Below are 17,914 nucleotides of genomic sequence, written 5' to 3' on the forward strand. Positions count from 1 at the left end.
GGGCCTACCAGTGGCCGGTGTTCTCCATGCTCGCCCATGGTTCCTGCGGCGCCAGCGCGTCTCCGGCCTGCAGAAGCTCGATCGAGATGTTATCGGGCGAACGGACGAAGGCCATGTGCCCGTCGCGCGGGGGGCGGTTGATGGTCACCCCGTTCTCCTGCAGATGGCGGCAGGTCTCGTAGATGTCGTCCACGCGATAGGCGAGATGCCCGAAATGACGGCTGTCGGAAGGCAGCCCGTCGTCGCCATCCCAGTTCCATGTCAGCTCGAGGGGGCATTCCTCCTGTCCGGGGGGCGCCATGAAGACGAGGGTGAAGCGGCCGCCCTCGCTCTCCTTGCGACTGGTCTCCCTGAGGCCGAGAAGCTCGTAGAAGGCCATGCTCTTCTCGAGATCCTTCACCCGGACCATGGTGTGCAGATATTTCAATGCCATCGCGGCGGTCTCCCTCTCATGCGCGGTCTTGCGCGACGCGGCGGAGCCTAGCACGCGACACGTGCGATGCCAGTGCGGCAGGCTCAGAAGGTTCAGAAGGCGGAGCGCAGGCCGAGGCTGAGGGTCACGGCCTCTTCGTCGAAAAGATCGACATCCGACCAGCTGCGTCGCGTCTCGATTCCGATCTCGGGGTAAAAGCCATAGCGCTCCTGGCCGGGCAGGGCGATCCGGCCCTCGAGCCGCAGCTCAGCGTCCTGACGGCCGTCCAAGCTGTAGCGGCTTTCGGGATAATCGCGCCATTCGACTTCGATGCCGAAGCCGAGCCGTGCGGGGCCCAGCGGTCTGGCGACGTCGTAATCGATTCCGAGCGTCAGCCCGTCATGCGCCAGATCGGGCGTATCGCCGGTCTGGCGGCGCAGCCGCGCGTTCAGACCTAGGCTGTCGGCATTGTCGAGGCGCTGTGACCAGGCCAGCCTCAGGGTCGGCGTCCACCAATCGGTTCCGGTGTCGAGCCGGTCGCTGTATTGGGCGGCGAGCGCCAGATCGAGGCGCGCGCGTGGGCGGCGCAGCAACGGCCGGGCCAGCCCGAGGCCCAGCGTGTCGACATAGGGGTCACCGCCGTACCAGTGGCGCGCCGCCTCCACCGAAAGATCGATCGGCATCTCTGGGCGCGCGAACCGCTGCGTCAGCCCGAGCCGCAACGTAGCTTGGGCGAAATCCGCGCCGCGTGCTTCCGGGGCCTGTCGGCGTGCGCTGTCGCTGAGCCTGTAGCCGCGCCCTTCCGCCTCTAGGTCGATCCAGGCCGGGCCGGGCAGGGCGGGGGCGGCGATCCCGTAGCGCGCCCCGGCCGACCCGGTCACCGCCGTGCCCGACAGCGCCCGCGCCGCGCCGGACAGCTCCAGCTCCACCGGCAGGCCCGGCAGGCTCAGCGTCTCGGAACGGCTGCCGCCATTGACGTTCGAGGAGGGCGCCACGCCGAAGCCGAGCCGCAACGCCAGCGGGTTGCGCGCCGCCACGGCGCGGTAATCCGCGGCCAGCCCGGCGCGGGCGGCGGCGTCGGGGGCGTCCGGGCTGGCGCGGCGCAGCCAGATCTGGGCGCGGGTAAAACGGCCCTGCTGCGTCAGTGCGAAGGCCGCGAGACGCGCCGCGCGGAACCGCGCTGGCCCCTCGACCCGACCATGCGCCGCGGCTGCGAGCCGCGCCGCGTCGGCCCAATCCTCGGCTCGCACCGCCGCCTCCGCCGCGAGGATCAGCGCCGTGGCGTCTTCGGGATCGCGCGTCAGCAGCGCTCGCGTCAGCGCCTGCGCGGTCTCGACCTCACCCGCCGCCAGCGCCTCGGCTGCGAGGCGGCGCATCGCGTCCGGGCCGATCTCCACCGGCGCGGCCATGACAGAGGCGCCGAGCCAGAGCGCGGCCGCGAGGCAGAGCGACCCGAGGCGCATCAGCGGTAGACAATGAAGCCGCCGGTCTCGCGCGCGGTGACGTCGTCGAAGCGCGGGTCATCCGAGTCGATCACCACGATGCCGACGATCTCCTCGGCCTCGCCGCCGATGATCCCCAGATAGGTGCCGGATTCATAGGTCTCGACGGTGCCGTCCTCGAGCGTCCGCCGGCTCGACAGCGTGCCGCCGATCTCACCATTGGCGCGCAGCGCGCCGGGGCCGACATCGAAGACCAGCGTCGGCGCGACCAGCGCCTCGTCGCCCCCACCCAGCGACAGGAGGTTGCCGTTCGAGTCGAAGACCTGGCGGTTGTCGATCACGCCGCGGACCCCTTCGCCCGAATTGAAATCCTCGAAATCCACGGCGATTTCGATGTCGCCGGTGGTGTATTCGAGGCCGCCGGCGCCGGAGAAGACGCGCATCCCCGCATAATCGCCCGCGAACACCGCCTGGCCATTCTGCGGCAGCTCGACGCCGCCATTGCGCTCGTAGAGAAAGCCGCCGAAGCCGTAGCTGCGATAGCTGCCGGTGCGCACGATGGCAAAGCGCGAGCGCGGTTCCAGCTTGCCGTCGACCCGGACCTGGTCGCGGCTGACACCGTAGATCGCACGGTAGTCGAACTGATCGACCGTCTCGCCGGTGCGCGGATCGATCACCGGGTCGCGCACGACGAGATCGTCGTCGGGCGTGCCGACACTGGCATAGAGCGCATAGCCCGCGAGGCTGTCGAAGCCGTCCTGCCGCTGATAGGGCCGGTCGCCGTCGAAGGCGATGTTGTCGACGGTGAAGCTGTCGCTCGCGGCGTTGTAGACCACCTCGGTGACGAAGCCGCCGCCCTCGCCATCCTCGGCCTCGGTGCGGAAGATCGACTCGTCGGGCCCGGCCTTGGGACCTTCGGTGCCCTCGGGCGGCGTGCCGTCGCCGTCGAAGCCGCCGGTCTCCTCCTCTTCCTCGTCCTCCTCCGTCACTTCCTCTTCGGAAAACTCGAAGGGCTGGCCGTCGCCGCAGGCGGCGAGCAGCAGCAATGCGGCAATGGAAAGTGGTCGGATCATCGGGGCTGCCCTTCGGCCTGAGGCTCTTTGATCCCGACCATCCGGGGCCGGGTGGGGGCTGTCAACGCATGGGCCGGGCGCGCGGGCAGGCGGCTCGGCGATTGTTCCAATCCGGCCACGGGGCTATGCAGGCGCAAGCCACGAGTTACAGGAGACGACCATGCCGCTGACGCCCGAGCAGAGCGCCGAGATCGAGGATCTCCGCGCCACCCCCCGACAGACGCTGCGCGCCGTCTCCGAGGGTGCCGAAAAGCATCTCTACAAGGCGCATCCGGTGCTCGACCACGGCTTCGTGCGGATGATCGACTACATGGGCGACGACGCCGCGATCTGCCAGGCGGCGCGGGTGAGCTACGGGCGCGGCACCAAGTCGGTGCAGAACGACGAGGGGCTGATCCGCTACCTGATGCGGCACTGGCACTCGACGCCGTTCGAGATGTGCGAGCTGAAGCTGCACGTGAAGCTGCCGGTCTTCGTCGCCCGCCAGTGGATCCGCCACCGCACCGCCAACGTCAACGAATACTCCGCCCGCTACTCGATCCTCGACCGGGAGTTCTACATCCCAAGGCCTGAGGACCTTGCCGCGCAGTCGAGCCAGAACAACCAGGGCCGGGGCGATGTGCTGGGCCCGGAGGAATCGGCCCGCGTGCTCGACTGGCTGCGCGAGGATGCGCACCGCGCCTATGACCATTACGAGCAGATGATCTCGGATGAGGGCCAGCAGGGCCTCGCGCGAGAACTGGCCCGGATGAACCTGCCCGCCAACATCTACACGCAGTGGTACTGGAAGGTGGATCTGCACAACCTGTTCCACTTCCTGCGGCTGCGCGCCGACAGCCATGCGCAATACGAGATCCGGGTCTATGCGGACGCGATCTGCGAGATGGTCAGGGACTGGGTGCCCGCCGCCTACCGCGCCTTCGAGGAGTATCGCCTCGGGGGGGTGACGCTTTCAGCTTCCGGTGTAGAGTGCCTGCGCCGGATGCTCGCTGGGGAGGAAGTGACCCAAGAGACGTCGGGGATGAGCGCCAGGGAGTGGCGGGAGTTCTGCAAGGTCAGCGGATTTGGAGAGTAGCCATATTTATGGATTTTTCTAGTATTTTTGACATCGGGTCAATAGGCTCGTTGCTAACTACAATTGCTGCTCTAGCCCCTGGTTTCATTATAGCTTTTGTGCGATCCAAGTTTGTCATCGGCGGAGCCGAAATTGCGTCGAACAAGTACTTAGAGTTCCTGATTTCATCATCAGTATACTATTCAGCCGTACTGCCGTTCTTTTTAAAGTGGTCTGGCTTTGGGGCGATATCAATATTTTTTCTATTCTTTGGAATCCCGTTGCTAATCGGCGCAGCCTTGGGGATTTCTTATCAGAAAGAATATGTTAGCAGGATAGCGGCCCGATGTAATCTGAAGATTGCTCACCCTGTGCCCACTGCTTGGGACTACGTTTTCAGTAAACTAGAGGCGGGGACTTGGGTAGTAGTTACCTTGAAAAACTACGAAGATATATACGGCTATTTTGGCGGGTTGTCTTTTGCATCGTCTGATCTCGAACGGCGGGATATTTATATTCAGGATGTCCGGGATTACAATTGGAATCCAGTTGAGGAGCCGGGGCGGGCAAGAGGTGTCTGGATTTCGGAGGATGATATTGTTATGGTTCAATTTGTAGCGCATAGCCAATAAGGAAACGCGATGACTAAAGGTGGTAGAGAACGCGACAAGCCGCTGAGTGAAGGATATCGCGGTCAAGCAACGCAGCCTAAGCCTGTTACGCACCCCGCGACCAGAGGATACCAAGGCGGTTATCAAGCCCCCGGCGGCCCCCAGAATACTGGAAAGCCTCCAAGTTCAGGCTCTATAGCGAAGCCGAAGAAGTAAATAACTTGGTGTTTGTCGGGTTTCTAAACCTTCCTCAAATTCCCCGCCATCTCGCGCCCATCCCGACCCTCGATCAGGTCGAACTCCACCGGCTCGTCATCGGCCAGCCCGGTGAGGCCCGAGCGCTCGACCGCCGAGATGTGGACGAAGATGTCCTTGCCGCCATCCTCCGGCGCGATGAACCCATAACCCTTGGTGGTGTTGAACCATTTCACGGTGCCCTTCGGCATGGCACTTACTCCCGTCACTTGAAGTCCGACCGCACGCCTTGCGGTTGCCAAGGACAGTAGGTCGCGTGCAGGAAAGGCAAATCACAAGTGGAGGGAAAGATGCGGGTTCTCGGGCTGAAGAACTGCGATCGTACGCGCGCCGCGATGAAGGCGCTGAAGGAACAGGGGCATGAGCCGGTTCTGGTCGATGTGCGGGCCGTACCGCTCGCCGCGGAAGAGCGCGCGGCGATCGTCGCGACCTTCGGCGACAAGGCGATCAACCGGTCATCGACAACCTGGCGCGGGCTGTCCGAGGACGAAAAAGCCCGGCCGGTGGCCGGGCTTCTGGAGGGTCACCCGGCGCTGTTGAAACGCCCGGTGATCGAAGAGGGCGGCAGCTACCGCCAGGGGCTCTAGCCCCGGCGCAGGTCCGGCGGCGTCGCCTCGTCCTTGAGCCGTGCCAGCACCTCGTCGAGGGCCAGCACCTCGGAGCGGTTCTCGCCTAGACGGCGCAGGCTGACGGTGCGCTCCTCGACCTCGCGGCCGCCGATGGCGAGGATCACCGGCACCTTGCCGACCGAGTGCTCGCGCACCTTGTAGTTGATCTTCTCGTTGCGGGTGTCGGCCTCGGCGCGGATGCCCGCCTTTTTCAGCGCGGCGACCACCTCGTGCACGTAGTCGTCGGCATCCGAGACGATCGAGGCCACCACGACCTGTCGCGGTGCAAGCCAGAGCGGCAGGCGTCCGGCGTGGTTCTCGATCAGGATGCCGAGGAACCGCTCGAAGGAGCCGAGGATCGCGCGGTGCAGCATCACGGGCCGCGCCTTATCGCCCTTTTCGTTGACGAACTCCGCATCCAGCCGGTCGGGCAGGTTGAAGTCGGCCTGGAAGGTGCCGCACTGCCACTCGCGCCCGATCGCGTCGGTGAGCTTGAAGTCGAGCTTGGGGCCATAGAAGGCGCCTTCGCCCGGATCGACGGTGTACTCGGCCCCGGCCTTCTGGATCGCCTTTTCCAGAGCGGTCTCGGCCTTGTCCCAGATCTCGTCCGAGCCCACGCGGGTCTCGGGCCGGGTCGAGAGCTTGATGTCGAACTTCTCGAAGCCGAGGTCGTGGTAGACCGAGGCGAGCAGCGCGATGAAGTCCGCGCATTCCTGCTCGAGCTGGTCCTCGGTGCAGAAGATATGCGCGTCGTCCTGCACGAAGCCGCGCACCCGCATCAGCCCGTGCATGGAGCCCGAGGATTCGTAGCGGTGGCAGGAGCCGAACTCGGCGAGCCGCAGCGGCAGGTCGCGGTAGGATTTGAGCCCCTGATTGTACACCTGCACGTGGCAGGGGCAGTTCATCGGCTTGAGCGCGTTGGTGCGCTTTTCCTTCGCGCCTTCCTCGTCCACCTCGACGATGAACATGTTCTCGCGATAGGCCTCCCAGTGGCCCGACTTCTCCCACAGCACGCGGTCGACGACCTGCGGGGTGCGGATCTCGCGGTAGCCGGCGGCGTTCTGGCGGCGGCGCATGTAATCCTCGAGCGCGCGGTAGACGGTCCAGCCGTTCGGGTGCCAGAACACCATGCCCGGCGCCTCTTCCTGCAGGTGATACAGGTCCATCTCGCGGCCCAGCTTGCGGTGGTCGCGCTTGGCGGCCTCCTCCAGCATGGTCAGATGCGCCTTGAGCTCGTCGCGGTTGCGGAAGCCGACGCCCGAAATCCGCTGCAGCTGCGGGCGGCTCACGTCGCCGAACCAGTAGGCGCCCGAGACGCCCATCAGCTTGAAGGCGTCGGCGGGCAGCTGGCCCAGATGCTGCAGATGCGGGCCGCGGCAGAGATCCTGCCAGTCGCCATGCCAGTACATGCGGATCGGCGCGTCCTCGGGGATGCGGTCCAGAAGCTCGATCTTGAAGGTCTCGCCGCGCTCCTGGTAGTAGGCGCGCGCCTGCGCCCGATCCCACACCTCGTTGCGGATCGGCTCGGACTTGGCGATGATTTCCTTCATCTTCTTCTCGATCGCGCCGAGATCCTCGGGGGTGAAGGGCTCGGAGCGGTCGAAGTCGTAGAACCAGCCGTTCTCGGTGACCGGGCCGATGGTGACCTTCACGTCGGGCCAGATTTCCTGCACCGCGCGCGCCATCACATGGGCGAAGGCGTGGCGGATCAGTTCCAGCGACGGCTCGGCATCCTTGGTCGAGTGGATCGCGATCTTGCTGTCATGCTGGATCGGCCAGCTCAGATCCCAATGGTCGCCATTCACATTCGCGGAGATGGCCTTCTTGGCGAGGCTGGGCGAGATCGATTGCGCCACCTCGGCGGCGGTCACCCCGGCGGGATATTCGCGGCTGTTGCCATCGGGAAAGGTGAGGGAGATCTGGGCCATGTTCGGCCTCCTCGTCGGTTTGGCGCCCACGGAACGCCCGGTTGCGGGTTATGTGTGTCGGGGCTTGATGATCGGGCGGAACCGGCGTGTCAAGCGCGGGGCTTGTCATTGCGGCCGCGCGCTTCGATGCTGCGCCCCGACCAAGGACGGAGACGACCATGCCCGACTTCACCAGCCCGCAGGGCCGCCGCATCGCCTATGATCTCACGCCGGGGGAGGGGCCGGGCGTGGTGTTCCTGGGCGGATTCCGCTCCGACAAGGAGGGGACCAAAGCGGTCTTTCTGGAGGACTGGGCGAAGAGGAATGGCCGCGCCTTCCTGCGCTTCGACTATTCCGGCCATGGCAGCAGCGGCGGCAGCTTCGAGGAGGGGGCGATCGGCGACTGGACCGAAGACGCCGCGGCGGCGCTGTCACTGACGAGGGGGCCCCAGATCCTCGTCGGCTCCTCGATGGGCGGTTGGATCTCGCTGTTGCTGGCGCGCGCCGTGCCAGAGAAGGTCGCGGGCCTCGTCACCATCGCCGCCGCGCCGGATTTCACCGAGGACGGGTTCTGGGCGGACATGACCGGCGATATGCGCAATCGCTTCGAGGCGGACGGCTATCTCGACTACCCGTCGGATTACGGTGATCCGCTGCGGATCACCCGGCGCCTGATCGAGGAGGGGCGCGGCCACCTGGTGCTGCGCACGTCGCTGCCGCTGCCTTTCCCGGTGCGGTTCCTGCAAGGCACGGCGGATGAGGATGTCTCTGTCGCCACCGCCTTGCGGCTCTTGGAGCACGCGGATGGGCCCGACATGCGGCTGACTCTGGTCGACGGGGCCGACCATCGGTTTTCGACCCCCGATTGCCTCGACCTGATCGCGGCTAGCGTGGCGGAGGTCTCGGCCCGGGCCTAGCGCCGGGCGCGGCGGGCGAGGGGCTGCGCAAGGCGGTCGAAGCCCAGTGCGCCGAAGACCACCCCGGCCCAGCCCCAGATCGCCGCGACGGTCAGCAGCCCCATGAAGAGCAGCACGCCGAGGGTGGCGAGAAACGCGTTGGTGAAGTCCGGGGCGGGCTGGCGCATGGCGACCTCCTTGGCCCCTCGCGAGCTAGGGCGCGATGCGGGCCTCTTCCAGCGCCTGTGGTAAAGCTTTCGCGAAGGCGTCCAGATCGGCCTCGCGCCCGGCGGTCACCCTGATGCAGCGGTTCAGCGGCGGAACGCCCGGCATCCGGACGAAGACACCTCGCGCCGCCAGCCCCTCCATGACCCGGCGCGCGAAGGCGCCATCGCCGCCGCAATCCACGGCGACGAAGTTGGTGGCCGAGGGCAGTGGCATAAGGCCGTTGTCATGCGCGATCGCCGCGATGCGGGCGCGCGCCGCCGCCACTTCCCTCAGCACGTGGTCGAGATGGTCGCGAGCCGAGAGCGCCGCCAGCGCTCCCTCCTGCGAGATCCGGCTCAGGCCGAAATGATTGCGCACACGGTCGAAGGCCGCGATCAGCGGCGCCGGGCCGATCGCGTAGCCGACGCGCGCGCCCGCGAGCCCATGCGCCTTGGAAAAGGTGCGAAAGCGGATCACGCGGTCGTCGGCGGGATCGACCTCGGGTCGCTCCGCCTCGGGCGCGAACTCGACATAGGCCTCGTCCAGCACCAGCAACGCATCGGCGGGCAGCGCCTCGATCATCTCGCGGATCGTCGCGGCGTCGTGCAGCCCCCCCATCGGATTGTCGGGATTGGCGATGTAGACGAGCTTGGCTCCGGTCCAGCCGGCGCGCTCCACCAAACCCTTGGTATCGACGCGGTCGCCGTCATAGGGCACCTGTTCGATCCGTCCGCCGAAACCGGTGACGTGGAAATCGAATGTCGGGTAACCGCCTTCCGAGGTGACGACCCAGTCGCCGGGCCCGACGGTGAGCCGCACCAGAAGGCCCAGCAGCCCGTCGATGCCTTCTCCGACCCGGATATGCGCCGGGTCCACCCCGTGATGCGCGGCGATGGCCTGGCGCAGCTGATGCGCCTCCGGATCGCCATACATCCAGACATCCTCGGCGGCCTTTCGCATGGCCGCGATCGCGGCGGGTGCGGGGCCGAAGACGTTTTCGTTCGCGCCCAGCCGGGCGGCGAAGGGGCGGCCCATGCGCCGCTCCTGCGTTTCCGGGCCCACGAAGGGCACGGTATCGGGGAGCGAGGCGGCGAGCGGGGTAAGGCGCGGATCGATCATGCGCCAGAGGATGCCGCGCCCCCGACGCCGCCACAAGCAGCAAACGCTTGCACGATGCACGTGCGTCACCTAGCGTGCGGTAACAACCTGTAGGTGATAGTGGTTCAAGTGATGCGTGATATTTTAAGGACGCTCATATCGGCTTTTGCAGCCAGCGAAGGCGAAGAGCGGACCGGTTTCGAGTTTGTATGGGTGATTCTGTTGCTGTCGGGCGGCGGCATCGTCCTGACGCTGGCCGTCCGGCTGTTGTTCATCGAAACCATCTGACCACGCGGCGCGCTCGCGCTGCGGGAGAGCATGACGACGTCGTCCCGAGCCAAGGGGGCGGCATCAACCGATTCCCGCCCCCTGTGATTGTCTGCGGCTTGTCCTGTCTCAGGCGATCTCGGCCAGCCGGTCGAGCGCGGCGGCGAGTTGCGCGGCCTCGGCTTCGCGAGCCGCGAGGTTCTGCTGGGTCTCCTCGACCACTTCCTCGGGCGCGCTCTGGGCGAATTTGGGATTGTTCAGTCGCCCCTTCAGCCCGCCGATCTCCTTGGCCAGCTTGCCCATCACCTTTTCCAGCCGCGCTTTTTCAGCACCCACGTCGATGATGTCGGCCAGCGGCAGTGCCAGCGTCGCGCCGGGCAGGGGCACGGTGATCGCCCCCTTGGGCGCGGCCTCGGCCTCGACCAGCGAATCGATCCGCGCCAGCCGCGACACCATCGCGGCGTTGCGGTCCCAAGCGGTGCGCACGGCATCCTCGGCCCCGACCAGCACCACCGGCACCTGAAGACCCGCGGGCACGTTCATCTGCGCCCGCGCCGAGCGCACGCCCTCGACCATCGCGATGGCGAGCGACATTTCGGCCTCGGCCTCGGGGTCGGCCAGCTCGGCTGCGGTGTATTCCGGCCATTCGGCATGGACCAGCATCGTGTCGCGCTGCGCGGTGTTGCCCCACAGCTCCTCGGTGATGAAGGGCATGATCGGGTGCAGCAGGATCATGCATTGGTCGAGCACCCAGGCCATGACCGCCTGCGTCTCGGCCCTGGCCGCATCGTCGTCGCCCTGCAGCAGCGGCTTGGAGAACTCGACATACCAGTCGCAGACCTTGCCCCAGACGAAGGCATAGAGCCCGTTCGCGGCATCGTTGAAACGGTAGGCGCTGAGCGCCGCGTCGGTCTCCTCGCGGATCTTCGCGGTCTCGGCGACGATCCAGCGGTTGACGGTCGCGTTCGCCTTGGGCGGCACCGCGGGGGCGGCGTGGCGCTCGGGCGCCAGCGCGCCGTTCATCTCCGCAAATCGGCAGGCGTTCCACAGCTTGGTGGTGAAGTTGCGATAGCCCTGGATGCGTTGCGTCGAGAGCTTCAGGTCGCGCCCCATCGCCGCCATCGCGGTGAGGGTGAAGCGCACCGCGTCCGCGCCGAACTCATCAATCAGGTCGAGCGGGTCGAGCACGTTGCCCAAGGACTTCGACATCTTCTTGCCCTTCTCGTCGCGGACGAGGGCATGGACATAGACGGTGTCGAACGGTTTCTGCCCGACCACGGCGTATTGCATCATCATCATCCGGGCGACCCAGAAGAAGATGATGTCGAAGCCGGTCACCAGCGTGTTGGTCGGGAAGTACTTCTCCAACTCCGGCGTCTCTTCGGGCCAGCCCAGCGTGCCGATTGGCCAGAGGCCCGAGGAGAACCACGTGTCGAGCACGTCGGGGTCGCGGTAGATCGCGACGCGGCCCTCGGGGGACTGCATCGGTTCGGCCATCATGAAGGCGTGCGCCTCCTCCTTGGTGGCGAACTCCACCACCTCGCGGCCGTACTTCGCGCGCGCAAGATTCGCGGCCTCTTCGAAGGTCGGGGCGCAGAAGGTCGCGGGCAGCTCGGAGTCGACCTTCGGCATGTCCGGGTCGCCTTCGAGGCAGTCACCGACGCTGTCGGGCCCGTACCAGACCGGGATCTGGTGGCCCCACCAGAGCTGGCGCGAGATGCACCAGGGCTCGATGTTCTCCAGCCAGTGGAAATAGACCTTGGCATCGCGGTCGGGCAGGATCTTCGTCTCGCCCGACCGCACCGCGTCGAGCGCCGGGCCGACGATCTTGGAGGTGTCGACGAACCACTGGTCGGTGAGCATCGGCTCGATCACCACCTTCGAGCGGTCGCCGAAGGGCTGCATGATCGGCTTGTGCTCGACCAGCGGCACCAGCCGGGTCTCGGGCGGGGTGCCGCCTTCCTCGGCGGCCTCGCGCTTGGCGGCCTTGGGCCCGAGGCGGGGGTCCCATTCGGGCACCATCACGGCGAGCCCCTGCGCGGTGATGTCGGCGATCACCCGCTCGCGCGCCTCGAAGCGGTCGAGGCCGCGATACTCGTCCGGCACGAGGTTGAGCGCGTCGGCCTCCATGATTGAGATCTCAGCGCCGCGCGCGACCTCCTGCGCCCGGGCGGCGGCCTCGGCATATGGGACGCCGTCGGCGCGCATCGCGCCCTTGGTGTCCATCAGCCGGTACATCGGGATGCCGCCGCGCTTGGCGACCTCGTAGTCGTTGAAGTCGTGCGCCCCTGTAATTTTCACCGCGCCCGAGCCGAAATCCATCTCGGGGTATTCATCGGTAATGATCGGGATCAGGCGACGATGCTCCTTGGGCCCGACCGGGATCTCGCAGAGCTTGCCGACGATGGGAGCGTAGCGCTCGTCATCGGGGTGCACGGCCACCGCACCGTCGCCCAGCATCGTCTCAGGCCGGGTCGTGGCGATGGAGATATAGTCGCGCTCCTCCTCGAAGACGACATTGCCGTCCTCGTCGCGCTCGACATAGGTGTAGGTCTCGCCGCCGGCCAGCGGGTACTTGAAGTGCCACATATTGCCGGGCTGCTCGATGTTCTCGACCTCGAGATCCGAGATCGCGGTCTCGAAATGCGGGTCCCAGTTCACCAGCCGCTTGCCGCGGTAGATCAGGCCCTTCTCGTACATGTCGACGAAGACCTTGATCACCGCGTCGTGGAAGTTGCCCTGCTCGCCCTCGGGCGCGCCCGGCGCGCCGGACATGGTGAAGGCATTGCGCTCCCAGTCGCAGGACGCGCCGAGACGCTTGAGCTGATCGATGATGGTGCCGCCCGACTGCGCCTTCCACTCCCAGACCTTTTCGAGGAACTTCTCGCGGCCCATTTCGCGGCGGCTCTCATTGCCGGCCTTGGCCATCTCGCGCTCCACGACCATCTGCGTGGCGATGCCCGCGTGGTCCTGACCGGGTTGCCACAGCGTGTCGAAGCCGCGCATCCGGTGCCAGCGCGCGAGGATATCCTGCAGCGTGTTGTTGAACGCATGACCCATGTGCAGCGAGCCGGTGACGTTGGGCGGCGGGATCATCATCGAGAAGGTCTCGGAGCGGCGCGCGCCGGCCCCGGCGCGGAACGCGCCCGCCTGTTCCCATGCCGCGTAGAGCCGGGCCTCGGCCTCGGCCGCGTCGAACGTCTTTTCCATCGCCATGTCCCGGGCTCCTCGTGCAGATCGGCCTTGTCTCTAGCGCGGCGGGCGGGGGAGGAAAAGGGATCAGCCCCGGTCGATCCGCGTGGACAGGTGAATGAGCGCCTCGGTCGCCTTGACGCCATCGAGCGCGCCGATCCGGTCGAGCGCCGCGTCGAGCGCCTCGGTGGTCTGCGCTCGCAACCGGCAGGCGAGATCGAAGCGGCCCGAGGTGGTATGGACGGTCTCGACCTCGGCGATCCGCTTGAGCCCGGCCAGCACGGCGGCCTGCCGCGCGGGGGTCATCTGCACCAGCACCGTGGCGCAGATGCCGCCGCGCGCCCGATCGGCCAGCCGAACCGTATAGCCCGCGATCACGCCCGCGCGCTCCAGCCGGTCGAGCCGCGCCTGCACCGTGGAGCGAGCGAGCCCCAGCCGCTGCGCCAGATGCGCCACGGGGGCGCGGGCATTCTCGGTCAGAAGCGCGATGAGGCGGGCATCGGTCGGATCGGGTTCGGTCATATCGCCGATCCTGCCGACGATATGGCGGCAGGTCGAGACATATCGCACGGAGTGCCGCTTCGTTCCGGCGGTCACGCGGCGCAGCATGGGGGCAAGGAGGACCCATATGCTGCAAAGCCCCGTTGCCATTCCACTTCCCACCACGCCGCCTCGTGCCGAGACGCCGCGTGACTGGCTGCGTCGCCATGGCGGCGATACGCCGGTGTTGCTCAGCTGCCCCGAAGCCCTCGCCGCCCGTCACGCCAGCTTCCGGCGCGGCTTTCCGGGCGAGGTGACCTATGCCGTAAAAGCCAATCCCGACGCGGCGGTGATCGCGCAGCTGGTGGCGGAGGGGATGCGCGCTTTCGACGTCGCCTCGCCCGCCGAGATGGCTCTGGTGCGCGGGCTCTGCCCCGAGGCTGTGCTGCATTACCACAACCCGGTGCGCTCGCGCGCCGAGATCAGGGCCGGGATCGCCGCGGGGGTAGCGTCCTGGTCGGTCGACGACATGGCCGAGTTCGACAAGCTCATCGCCGAAGGGATCGGGCGCGAGGCCGAGATTGCGGTGCGGCTGAAGCTGCCGGTGGCAGGCGCGGCCTATGATTTCGGTGCCAAGTTCGGCGCCGTGCCGGAACTGGCGCTGGCGCTGCTGCAGCGCGTGGCAGAGGCGGGTTTCCGGGTCTCGATGACCTTTCATGTCGGCACCCAATGCGCCGATCCGACGGCCTGGACCACCTATATCGGCGCCTGCGCGGATCTGGCCCGGGCGGCAGGGGTGCGGCTGGCGCGGCTCAATGTCGGCGGTGGCTTCGCCTCGGGTCGCGACGGCATCGCCCCCGATCACGAACCGGTATTCGCGGCGATCTCACGGGGTGTCGCTGCATTCGAGGACGCGCCCGCGCTGGTCTGCGAACCGGGCCGGGGCCTCGTGGCGGATTCCATGGCCTACGCGGTGCCGGTCAAGGCGCGGCGCGGCACCGCGCTCTATCTCGGTGACGGCATCTATGGCGGGCTGTCCGAATGCCCCTCGATCGGCGTGCCCAGCGTCGATCTGGTCCCGCATGACGGTCGCCCCCTCGGCACAGACCAGCCCTTCGTCCTGTTCGGCCCGACCTGTGACAGCCTCGACCGGCTGCCCGGCGAAACCCGCCTGCCGGGCTGCGCGGCCGAGGGCGACTGGCTGCTGTTCTGCTCGGCGGGGGCCTATCTGGTCGGGGTAACGACCTGTTTCAACGGATATGGAACATATGATCGGGCAGAGGTCGCGCGCCTCTGGACAGAGCGGTCTCGTCCCTTAGGGTAAAGGTTAACGGCGGAAGGGAAATCATGCGGGCGACGAGCAGGTCAGTGGCGCAGAGACGAGGCCCCGATGGGCGTCCGTGACTGGCTGCTCGGGCTGATCGGACGCCGGCCGCGGCAGGCCGAGGGTCAGCCCCGCGCCCGTGGCGCCGCCACCCATGTGATCATCCTCGACGGCACCATGTCGACGCTCCGCCGTGGCTTCGAAACCAATGCCGGTCTGACCTACAAGCTGCTGCGCGAGAGCGGCCGCCACGCGAACCTGACGGTGCATTACGAGGCGGGCATCCAGTGGCGCAGCTGGGCCGAGACGCTCGACGTGCTGATGGGACGTGGCATCAACCGGCTGATCCAGCGCGCCTATGGCGTGCTCGCCTCGCGGTTTCGTCCGGGCGACACGATCATTCTCGTGGGGTATTCGCGCGGCGCCTACGCGGTGCGGTCGCTGTCGGGAATGATCAGCCGGATCGGGCTGCTGCGCGCCGATGCCGCCACCGAGCGCAACGTCCGCGACGCCTATCGCCATTACCGTCATCGCGGCTCCGAGCCGAGCGAGGCGGCGCGCGCCTTCGCGCGGCTTCACTGCCACGACCGGGTGGAGATCGAGGCGGTAGCGGTCTGGGACACGGTGGCTTCGCTGGGCTTGCGCCTGCCGCTCCTGTGGCGCTGGTCCGAGCCCAACCACATGTTCCATGACCACCGGCTCGGCAGCCACGTGTTGCACGGGTTCCATGCGCTGGCGCTCGACGAGACGCGCCGCGCCTACACGCCCGTGCTCTGGACTACGCCCGAGGGTTTTGGCGGCCATGTGGAACAGGTCTGGTTCAGGGGCACACATGGCGATATCGGCGGCCAGATCGGCGGCTCTCTGCAGCACCGGCCCTTGGCCAACATCCCGCTGGTCTGGATGCTGGAGCGGCTGGAGCAACGCGGCATGACCCTGCCCGAAGACTGGCGATCGCGGTTTCCCTGCGATCCGCAGGCACCCTCGGTCAGCACGTGGCGCGGCTGGAACAAGCTGTTCCTGTCGCGCCGGCGACGCATCGTCGGGCGCGACCCTTCCGAGCGCCTGCACGAGACGGTGGCGGGCGGGCACCCGGCGCGGATGCGCCTGCCCGCGCCGGGCGAGGATCTGCCCACGGTCGGTCATCTCGGCGCGGCGGAGTAGTTCGGCCTCAGCCGAAATGCCTTGCGATCCGATCGATCCGCGTGCCCCGCGTCTCGGCGTCCTCGATCAGGAGTTCGTGGCGGCCGCCCTCGATCATCTCCAGCGCGGCACCGGGCCAGCGCGCCATCCGCTGTCGGATGCGGGTCGAATCGACCACCCATTCCTCGGTGCCCAGAAGCGTCAGGCAGGGCAGGGCGGGCGAAGGCAGGCGCGACAGCGCCCAGGTCTCGCGCAGTGCTTCGTGCAGCCAGTGCAGCGACGGTGCGGCGAGGCCCAGTTCGGGATGCAGGGCCACTTGTCGGCGTACCCAGTCGAAGCTCTCCTGATCGCGGGTCAGCATGTTGGCCTCGGCCGCCTCCGCCGCCTCTTCCAGCGTGGCCGAACGTCCCGGCGACGGAAGATGCGACAACCCGACGAGACGCGAAGCGCTGCTGAGTCCCCAGGCCGCGACGCGCAGGGTGGGGCGCATCAGCACGCCCCACATCGGTGCGGTAAAGCAGGCGCTGTCGAAGCCAACGCCCCGGATCAGTGCTCTGAGGCCGATGCAGCCCCCCATGGAATGGGCGAGCATGTGATAGGGGCGCGGCAGTCCGAGGGACTGGACATGCGTCAGGAAGGCGTCGAGATCGTCCTGATATTCGGAGAAGCGATCGACATGGCCGCGCATCGCGTCGTCATGGCCCCGGTGCGACAGCCCCTGACCGCGCCAGTCCAGCGTCGCGCAGCCATAGCCGAGTGCCACGAGATCGCTGGCGACACGTCCGTATTTCTCTGCGTATTCGGTGCGCCCGGTGAGGATCAGCACCGTGCCGCGCGGCGCGGCCGCGTCCCAATGCACGGCCCTGAGGCGCACGCCGTCCGCGGCGGCGATCCATTGCGCCGCCGCCGGGCCATCGGCCACCTCCGCGAAGAAGGGGGCGGCCGAGGGCTTCGTGCCGTCAGCCAAGAACCGCCGCCAGCTTCATGGCAAGCCCCATGTCGCCATCGACCGACAGCTTGCCCTGCATGAAGGCGGCAGTCGGATCGATATCGCCCTCGAGGATCGCCTGGAAGGTTTCGGCATCGGCGGTGAGCGTCACCTCGGCCGGCTCGTCGCCCGCGCGCGCGCCGCTCTCGTCGATCATGATCGCGCCCTCATCCGCGATCACGAACTTGGCCGGGCCGCCCTCGAGGCCTTGCCCGTCCATCTTGGCGTTGAGCGCCGTCACCGCCTGGCTCACCAGTTCACTCATCATGTCGTCCTTCGGGTTCGCGGAAGCCGGGATGGCCGCCGATCTGGTCCTTGTGATGGGGTGCCTCTGGTCTCGGTCCGGGCGGGCCCCTACACTAGGGACTATGGGTGCAAGCATTCTTCCCTTCAAACCTGTCCTTGCGGCATTGGCGATCAGCGTTGCGGCTGTGCTTCCCGTGCAGGCGCAGGAGGCCGATCGCGTCGCGCGGCTGTTCGAGGACTTGCGGAGCGCCGACCCGGAGCAAACCTCCGAGATCGCGTCCGGGATCCGCGAGGCATGGTCGCGCAGCGGCTCGGCCACGGTCGACCTGCTGCTGGAGCGTGGGCGCGAGGCCCTGGGCAACGGCGATGGCCGGGCCGCGATCGAGCATCTGACCGCGGTGATCGACCACGCCCCCGATTTCGCCGAAGCCTATGCGCTCCGGGCCAACGCCTATTACCTCGCCGGCCTGACCGGCCCCGCCATCGAGGACCTGCGCGCGACGCTGGCGCTCGAGCCGCGGCATTTCGGCGCGCTGCAGGGCTTTGCCGTGCTGCTCGAGGAGATGGGCCGCCCCGAGGATGCGCGCGAGATATGGGACCGGGTGCTGGCCTTGATGCCGCATGACCCCCAGGCCAACGAGACCGCGCAGCGCCTCGACATCATGCTTGGCGGCCGCACGCTCTGATCTTTCCCGCCCCGCTCGGCGGGCG

At 67.3% G+C, this 17,914-nt stretch carries 19 protein-coding genes; 8 read left to right on the forward strand and 11 right to left on the reverse strand.

Annotation, left to right across the window (positions count from 1 at the left end; genetic code table 11):
• Positions 1-4 precede the first annotated feature (4 nt).
• The 3 genes from O4G76_RS06380 to O4G76_RS06390 form a co-directional block, all read right to left on the reverse strand.
• The gene (locus O4G76_RS06380; RefSeq protein ID WP_269396532.1) at positions 5-433 is read right to left on the reverse strand and encodes a VOC family protein; all 429 of its coding nucleotides are present in this window, start codon (positions 431-433) and stop codon (positions 5-7) included.
• A gap of 92 nt (positions 434-525) precedes the next feature.
• On the reverse strand, positions 526-1,875 hold the full coding sequence (locus O4G76_RS06385) for a hypothetical protein (protein WP_269396533.1): 1,350 nt from the start codon (positions 1,873-1,875) through the stop codon (positions 526-528).
• Positions 1,875-2,927 (reverse strand): hypothetical protein, encoded by a 1,053-nt coding sequence (locus O4G76_RS06390; protein WP_269396534.1) that lies wholly within the window; start codon positions 2,925-2,927, stop codon positions 1,875-1,877. Before O4G76_RS06390 ends, O4G76_RS06385 begins: the two co-directional genes overlap by 1 nt.
• A 160-nt stretch (positions 2,928-3,087) precedes the next feature.
• Here O4G76_RS06390 and thyX point away from each other — a divergent pair, with 160 nt between their 5' ends.
• Together thyX and O4G76_RS06400 are read left to right on the forward strand one after the other, a co-directional pair.
• On the forward strand, positions 3,088-4,002 hold the full coding sequence (thyX, locus tag O4G76_RS06395) for an FAD-dependent thymidylate synthase (RefSeq protein WP_269396535.1): 915 nt from the start codon (positions 3,088-3,090) through the stop codon (positions 4,000-4,002).
• Complete coding sequence (locus O4G76_RS06400; protein ID WP_269396536.1) at positions 3,963-4,613, forward strand: DUF6338 family protein; 651 nt, start codon at positions 3,963-3,965, stop codon at positions 4,611-4,613. Before thyX ends, O4G76_RS06400 begins: the two co-directional genes overlap by 40 nt.
• A 218-nt stretch (positions 4,614-4,831) precedes the next feature.
• Here O4G76_RS06400 and O4G76_RS06405 read toward each other — a convergent pair whose 3' ends face one another.
• Positions 4,832-5,038: a cold-shock protein gene (locus O4G76_RS06405; RefSeq protein WP_269396537.1), complete on the reverse strand. Its 207-nt coding sequence runs from the start codon at positions 5,036-5,038 to the stop codon at positions 4,832-4,834.
• Between the two features lie 99 nt (positions 5,039-5,137).
• Between O4G76_RS06405 and O4G76_RS06410 the strand changes: the two genes are divergently transcribed.
• On the forward strand, positions 5,138-5,434 hold the full coding sequence (locus O4G76_RS06410) for an arsenate reductase family protein (protein WP_269396538.1): 297 nt from the start codon (positions 5,138-5,140) through the stop codon (positions 5,432-5,434).
• Here O4G76_RS06410 and thrS read toward each other — a convergent pair.
• Positions 5,431-7,383, reverse strand: coding sequence for a threonine--tRNA ligase (gene thrS, locus O4G76_RS06415; RefSeq protein WP_269396539.1), 1,953 nt, complete (start codon positions 7,381-7,383; stop codon positions 5,431-5,433). The two genes, O4G76_RS06410 and thrS, sit on opposite strands and share 4 nt — an antisense overlap.
• A 158-nt stretch (positions 7,384-7,541) precedes the next feature.
• Between thrS and O4G76_RS06420 the strand changes: the two genes are divergently transcribed.
• Complete coding sequence (locus O4G76_RS06420; RefSeq protein ID WP_269396540.1) at positions 7,542-8,279, forward strand: carboxylesterase; 738 nt, start codon at positions 7,542-7,544, stop codon at positions 8,277-8,279.
• Here O4G76_RS06420 and O4G76_RS06425 read toward each other — a convergent pair.
• A complete protein-coding gene (locus O4G76_RS06425; protein WP_269396541.1) occupies positions 8,276-8,446 on the reverse strand; it encodes a hypothetical protein in 171 nt (56 codons plus the stop codon). The two genes, O4G76_RS06420 and O4G76_RS06425, sit on opposite strands and share 4 nt — an antisense overlap.
• 25 nt (positions 8,447-8,471) lie before the next feature.
• Positions 8,472-9,584, reverse strand: a complete 1,113-nt coding sequence (locus O4G76_RS06430) for a pyridoxal phosphate-dependent aminotransferase (RefSeq protein ID WP_269396542.1) — start codon at positions 9,582-9,584, stop codon at positions 8,472-8,474.
• 111 nt (positions 9,585-9,695) lie between these two features.
• On the opposite strand from O4G76_RS06430, the gene O4G76_RS06435 reads away from it, so the two are divergent.
• Complete coding sequence (locus tag O4G76_RS06435; RefSeq protein WP_165761362.1) at positions 9,696-9,851, forward strand: hypothetical protein; 156 nt, start codon at positions 9,696-9,698, stop codon at positions 9,849-9,851.
• Between the two features lie 108 nt (positions 9,852-9,959).
• Here O4G76_RS06435 and O4G76_RS06440 read toward each other — a convergent pair whose 3' ends face one another.
• Both O4G76_RS06440 and O4G76_RS06445 read right to left on the reverse strand, forming a co-directional pair.
• Positions 9,960-13,046, reverse strand: a complete 3,087-nt coding sequence (locus tag O4G76_RS06440; RefSeq protein WP_269396543.1) for a valine--tRNA ligase — start codon at positions 13,044-13,046, stop codon at positions 9,960-9,962.
• A 63-nt stretch (positions 13,047-13,109) separates the two neighbouring features.
• Positions 13,110-13,544, reverse strand: a complete 435-nt coding sequence (locus tag O4G76_RS06445) for an Lrp/AsnC family transcriptional regulator (protein ID WP_242665473.1) — start codon at positions 13,542-13,544, stop codon at positions 13,110-13,112.
• Between the two features lie 106 nt (positions 13,545-13,650).
• Between O4G76_RS06445 and O4G76_RS06450 the strand changes: the two genes are divergently transcribed.
• Positions 13,651-14,826: a type III PLP-dependent enzyme gene (locus tag O4G76_RS06450; protein ID WP_269396544.1), complete on the forward strand. Its 1,176-nt coding sequence runs from the start codon at positions 13,651-13,653 to the stop codon at positions 14,824-14,826.
• A gap of 66 nt (positions 14,827-14,892) precedes the next feature.
• Positions 14,893-15,990, forward strand: coding sequence for a DUF2235 domain-containing protein (locus tag O4G76_RS06455; RefSeq protein ID WP_269396545.1), 1,098 nt, complete (start codon positions 14,893-14,895; stop codon positions 15,988-15,990).
• 7 nt (positions 15,991-15,997) lie between these two features.
• Here O4G76_RS06455 and O4G76_RS06460 read toward each other — a convergent pair whose 3' ends face one another.
• Together O4G76_RS06460 and O4G76_RS06465 are read right to left on the reverse strand one after the other, a co-directional pair.
• The gene (locus O4G76_RS06460) at positions 15,998-16,936 is read right to left on the reverse strand and encodes an alpha/beta fold hydrolase (protein WP_269396546.1); all 939 of its coding nucleotides are present in this window, start codon (positions 16,934-16,936) and stop codon (positions 15,998-16,000) included.
• A complete protein-coding gene (locus O4G76_RS06465) occupies positions 16,929-17,222 on the reverse strand; it encodes an SCP2 sterol-binding domain-containing protein (RefSeq protein WP_269396547.1) in 294 nt (97 codons plus the stop codon). The genes O4G76_RS06460 and O4G76_RS06465 overlap by 8 nt, the downstream gene beginning before the upstream one ends.
• 166 nt (positions 17,223-17,388) lie before the next feature.
• On the opposite strand from O4G76_RS06465, the gene O4G76_RS06470 reads away from it, so the two are divergent.
• Positions 17,389-17,889 carry a tetratricopeptide repeat protein gene (locus O4G76_RS06470; protein WP_269396548.1) on the forward strand — a complete coding sequence of 167 codons (501 nt, stop codon included), beginning with the start codon at positions 17,389-17,391 and terminating at the stop codon, positions 17,887-17,889.
• The last annotated feature ends 25 nt before the right edge of the window (positions 17,890-17,914 follow it).

Origin of the sequence: Limimaricola sp. G21655-S1 (genome assembly GCF_027213785.1) — a bacterium.
In the GTDB taxonomy this organism is placed as follows: domain Bacteria; phylum Pseudomonadota; class Alphaproteobacteria; order Rhodobacterales; family Rhodobacteraceae; genus Limimaricola.

Bases quoted from the DNA above. Each gene is read 5' to 3' on its own strand.
- O4G76_RS06435 (WP_165761362.1), top strand. From the start codon at position 9,696: ATGCGTGATATTTTAAGGACGCTCATATCGGCTTTTGCAGCCAGCGAA.
- O4G76_RS06445 (WP_242665473.1), bottom strand. From the start codon at position 13,544: ATGACCGAACCCGATCCGACCGATGCCCGCCTCATCGCGCTTCTGACC.
- O4G76_RS06440 (WP_269396543.1), bottom strand. From the start codon at position 13,046: ATGGCGATGGAAAAGACGTTCGACGCGGCCGAGGCCGAGGCCCGGCTC.
- O4G76_RS06420 (WP_269396540.1), top strand. From the start codon at position 7,542: ATGCCCGACTTCACCAGCCCGCAGGGCCGCCGCATCGCCTATGATCTC.
- O4G76_RS06425 (WP_269396541.1), bottom strand. From the start codon at position 8,446: ATGCGCCAGCCCGCCCCGGACTTCACCAACGCGTTTCTCGCCACCCTC.
- O4G76_RS06455 (WP_269396545.1), top strand. From the start codon at position 14,893: ATGGGCGTCCGTGACTGGCTGCTCGGGCTGATCGGACGCCGGCCGCGG.
- O4G76_RS06410 (WP_269396538.1), top strand. From the start codon at position 5,138: ATGCGGGTTCTCGGGCTGAAGAACTGCGATCGTACGCGCGCCGCGATG.
- O4G76_RS06380 (WP_269396532.1), bottom strand. From the start codon at position 433: ATGGCATTGAAATATCTGCACACCATGGTCCGGGTGAAGGATCTCGAG.
- O4G76_RS06450 (WP_269396544.1), top strand. From the start codon at position 13,651: ATGCTGCAAAGCCCCGTTGCCATTCCACTTCCCACCACGCCGCCTCGT.
- thrS (WP_269396539.1), bottom strand. From the start codon at position 7,383: ATGGCCCAGATCTCCCTCACCTTTCCCGATGGCAACAGCCGCGAATAT.
- O4G76_RS06390 (WP_269396534.1), bottom strand. From the start codon at position 2,927: ATGATCCGACCACTTTCCATTGCCGCATTGCTGCTGCTCGCCGCCTGC.
- thyX (WP_269396535.1), top strand. From the start codon at position 3,088: ATGCCGCTGACGCCCGAGCAGAGCGCCGAGATCGAGGATCTCCGCGCC.
- O4G76_RS06430 (WP_269396542.1), bottom strand. From the start codon at position 9,584: ATGATCGATCCGCGCCTTACCCCGCTCGCCGCCTCGCTCCCCGATACC.
- O4G76_RS06465 (WP_269396547.1), bottom strand. From the start codon at position 17,222: ATGAGTGAACTGGTGAGCCAGGCGGTGACGGCGCTCAACGCCAAGATG.
- O4G76_RS06405 (WP_269396537.1), bottom strand. From the start codon at position 5,038: ATGCCGAAGGGCACCGTGAAATGGTTCAACACCACCAAGGGTTATGGG.
- O4G76_RS06385 (WP_269396533.1), bottom strand. From the start codon at position 1,875: ATGCGCCTCGGGTCGCTCTGCCTCGCGGCCGCGCTCTGGCTCGGCGCC.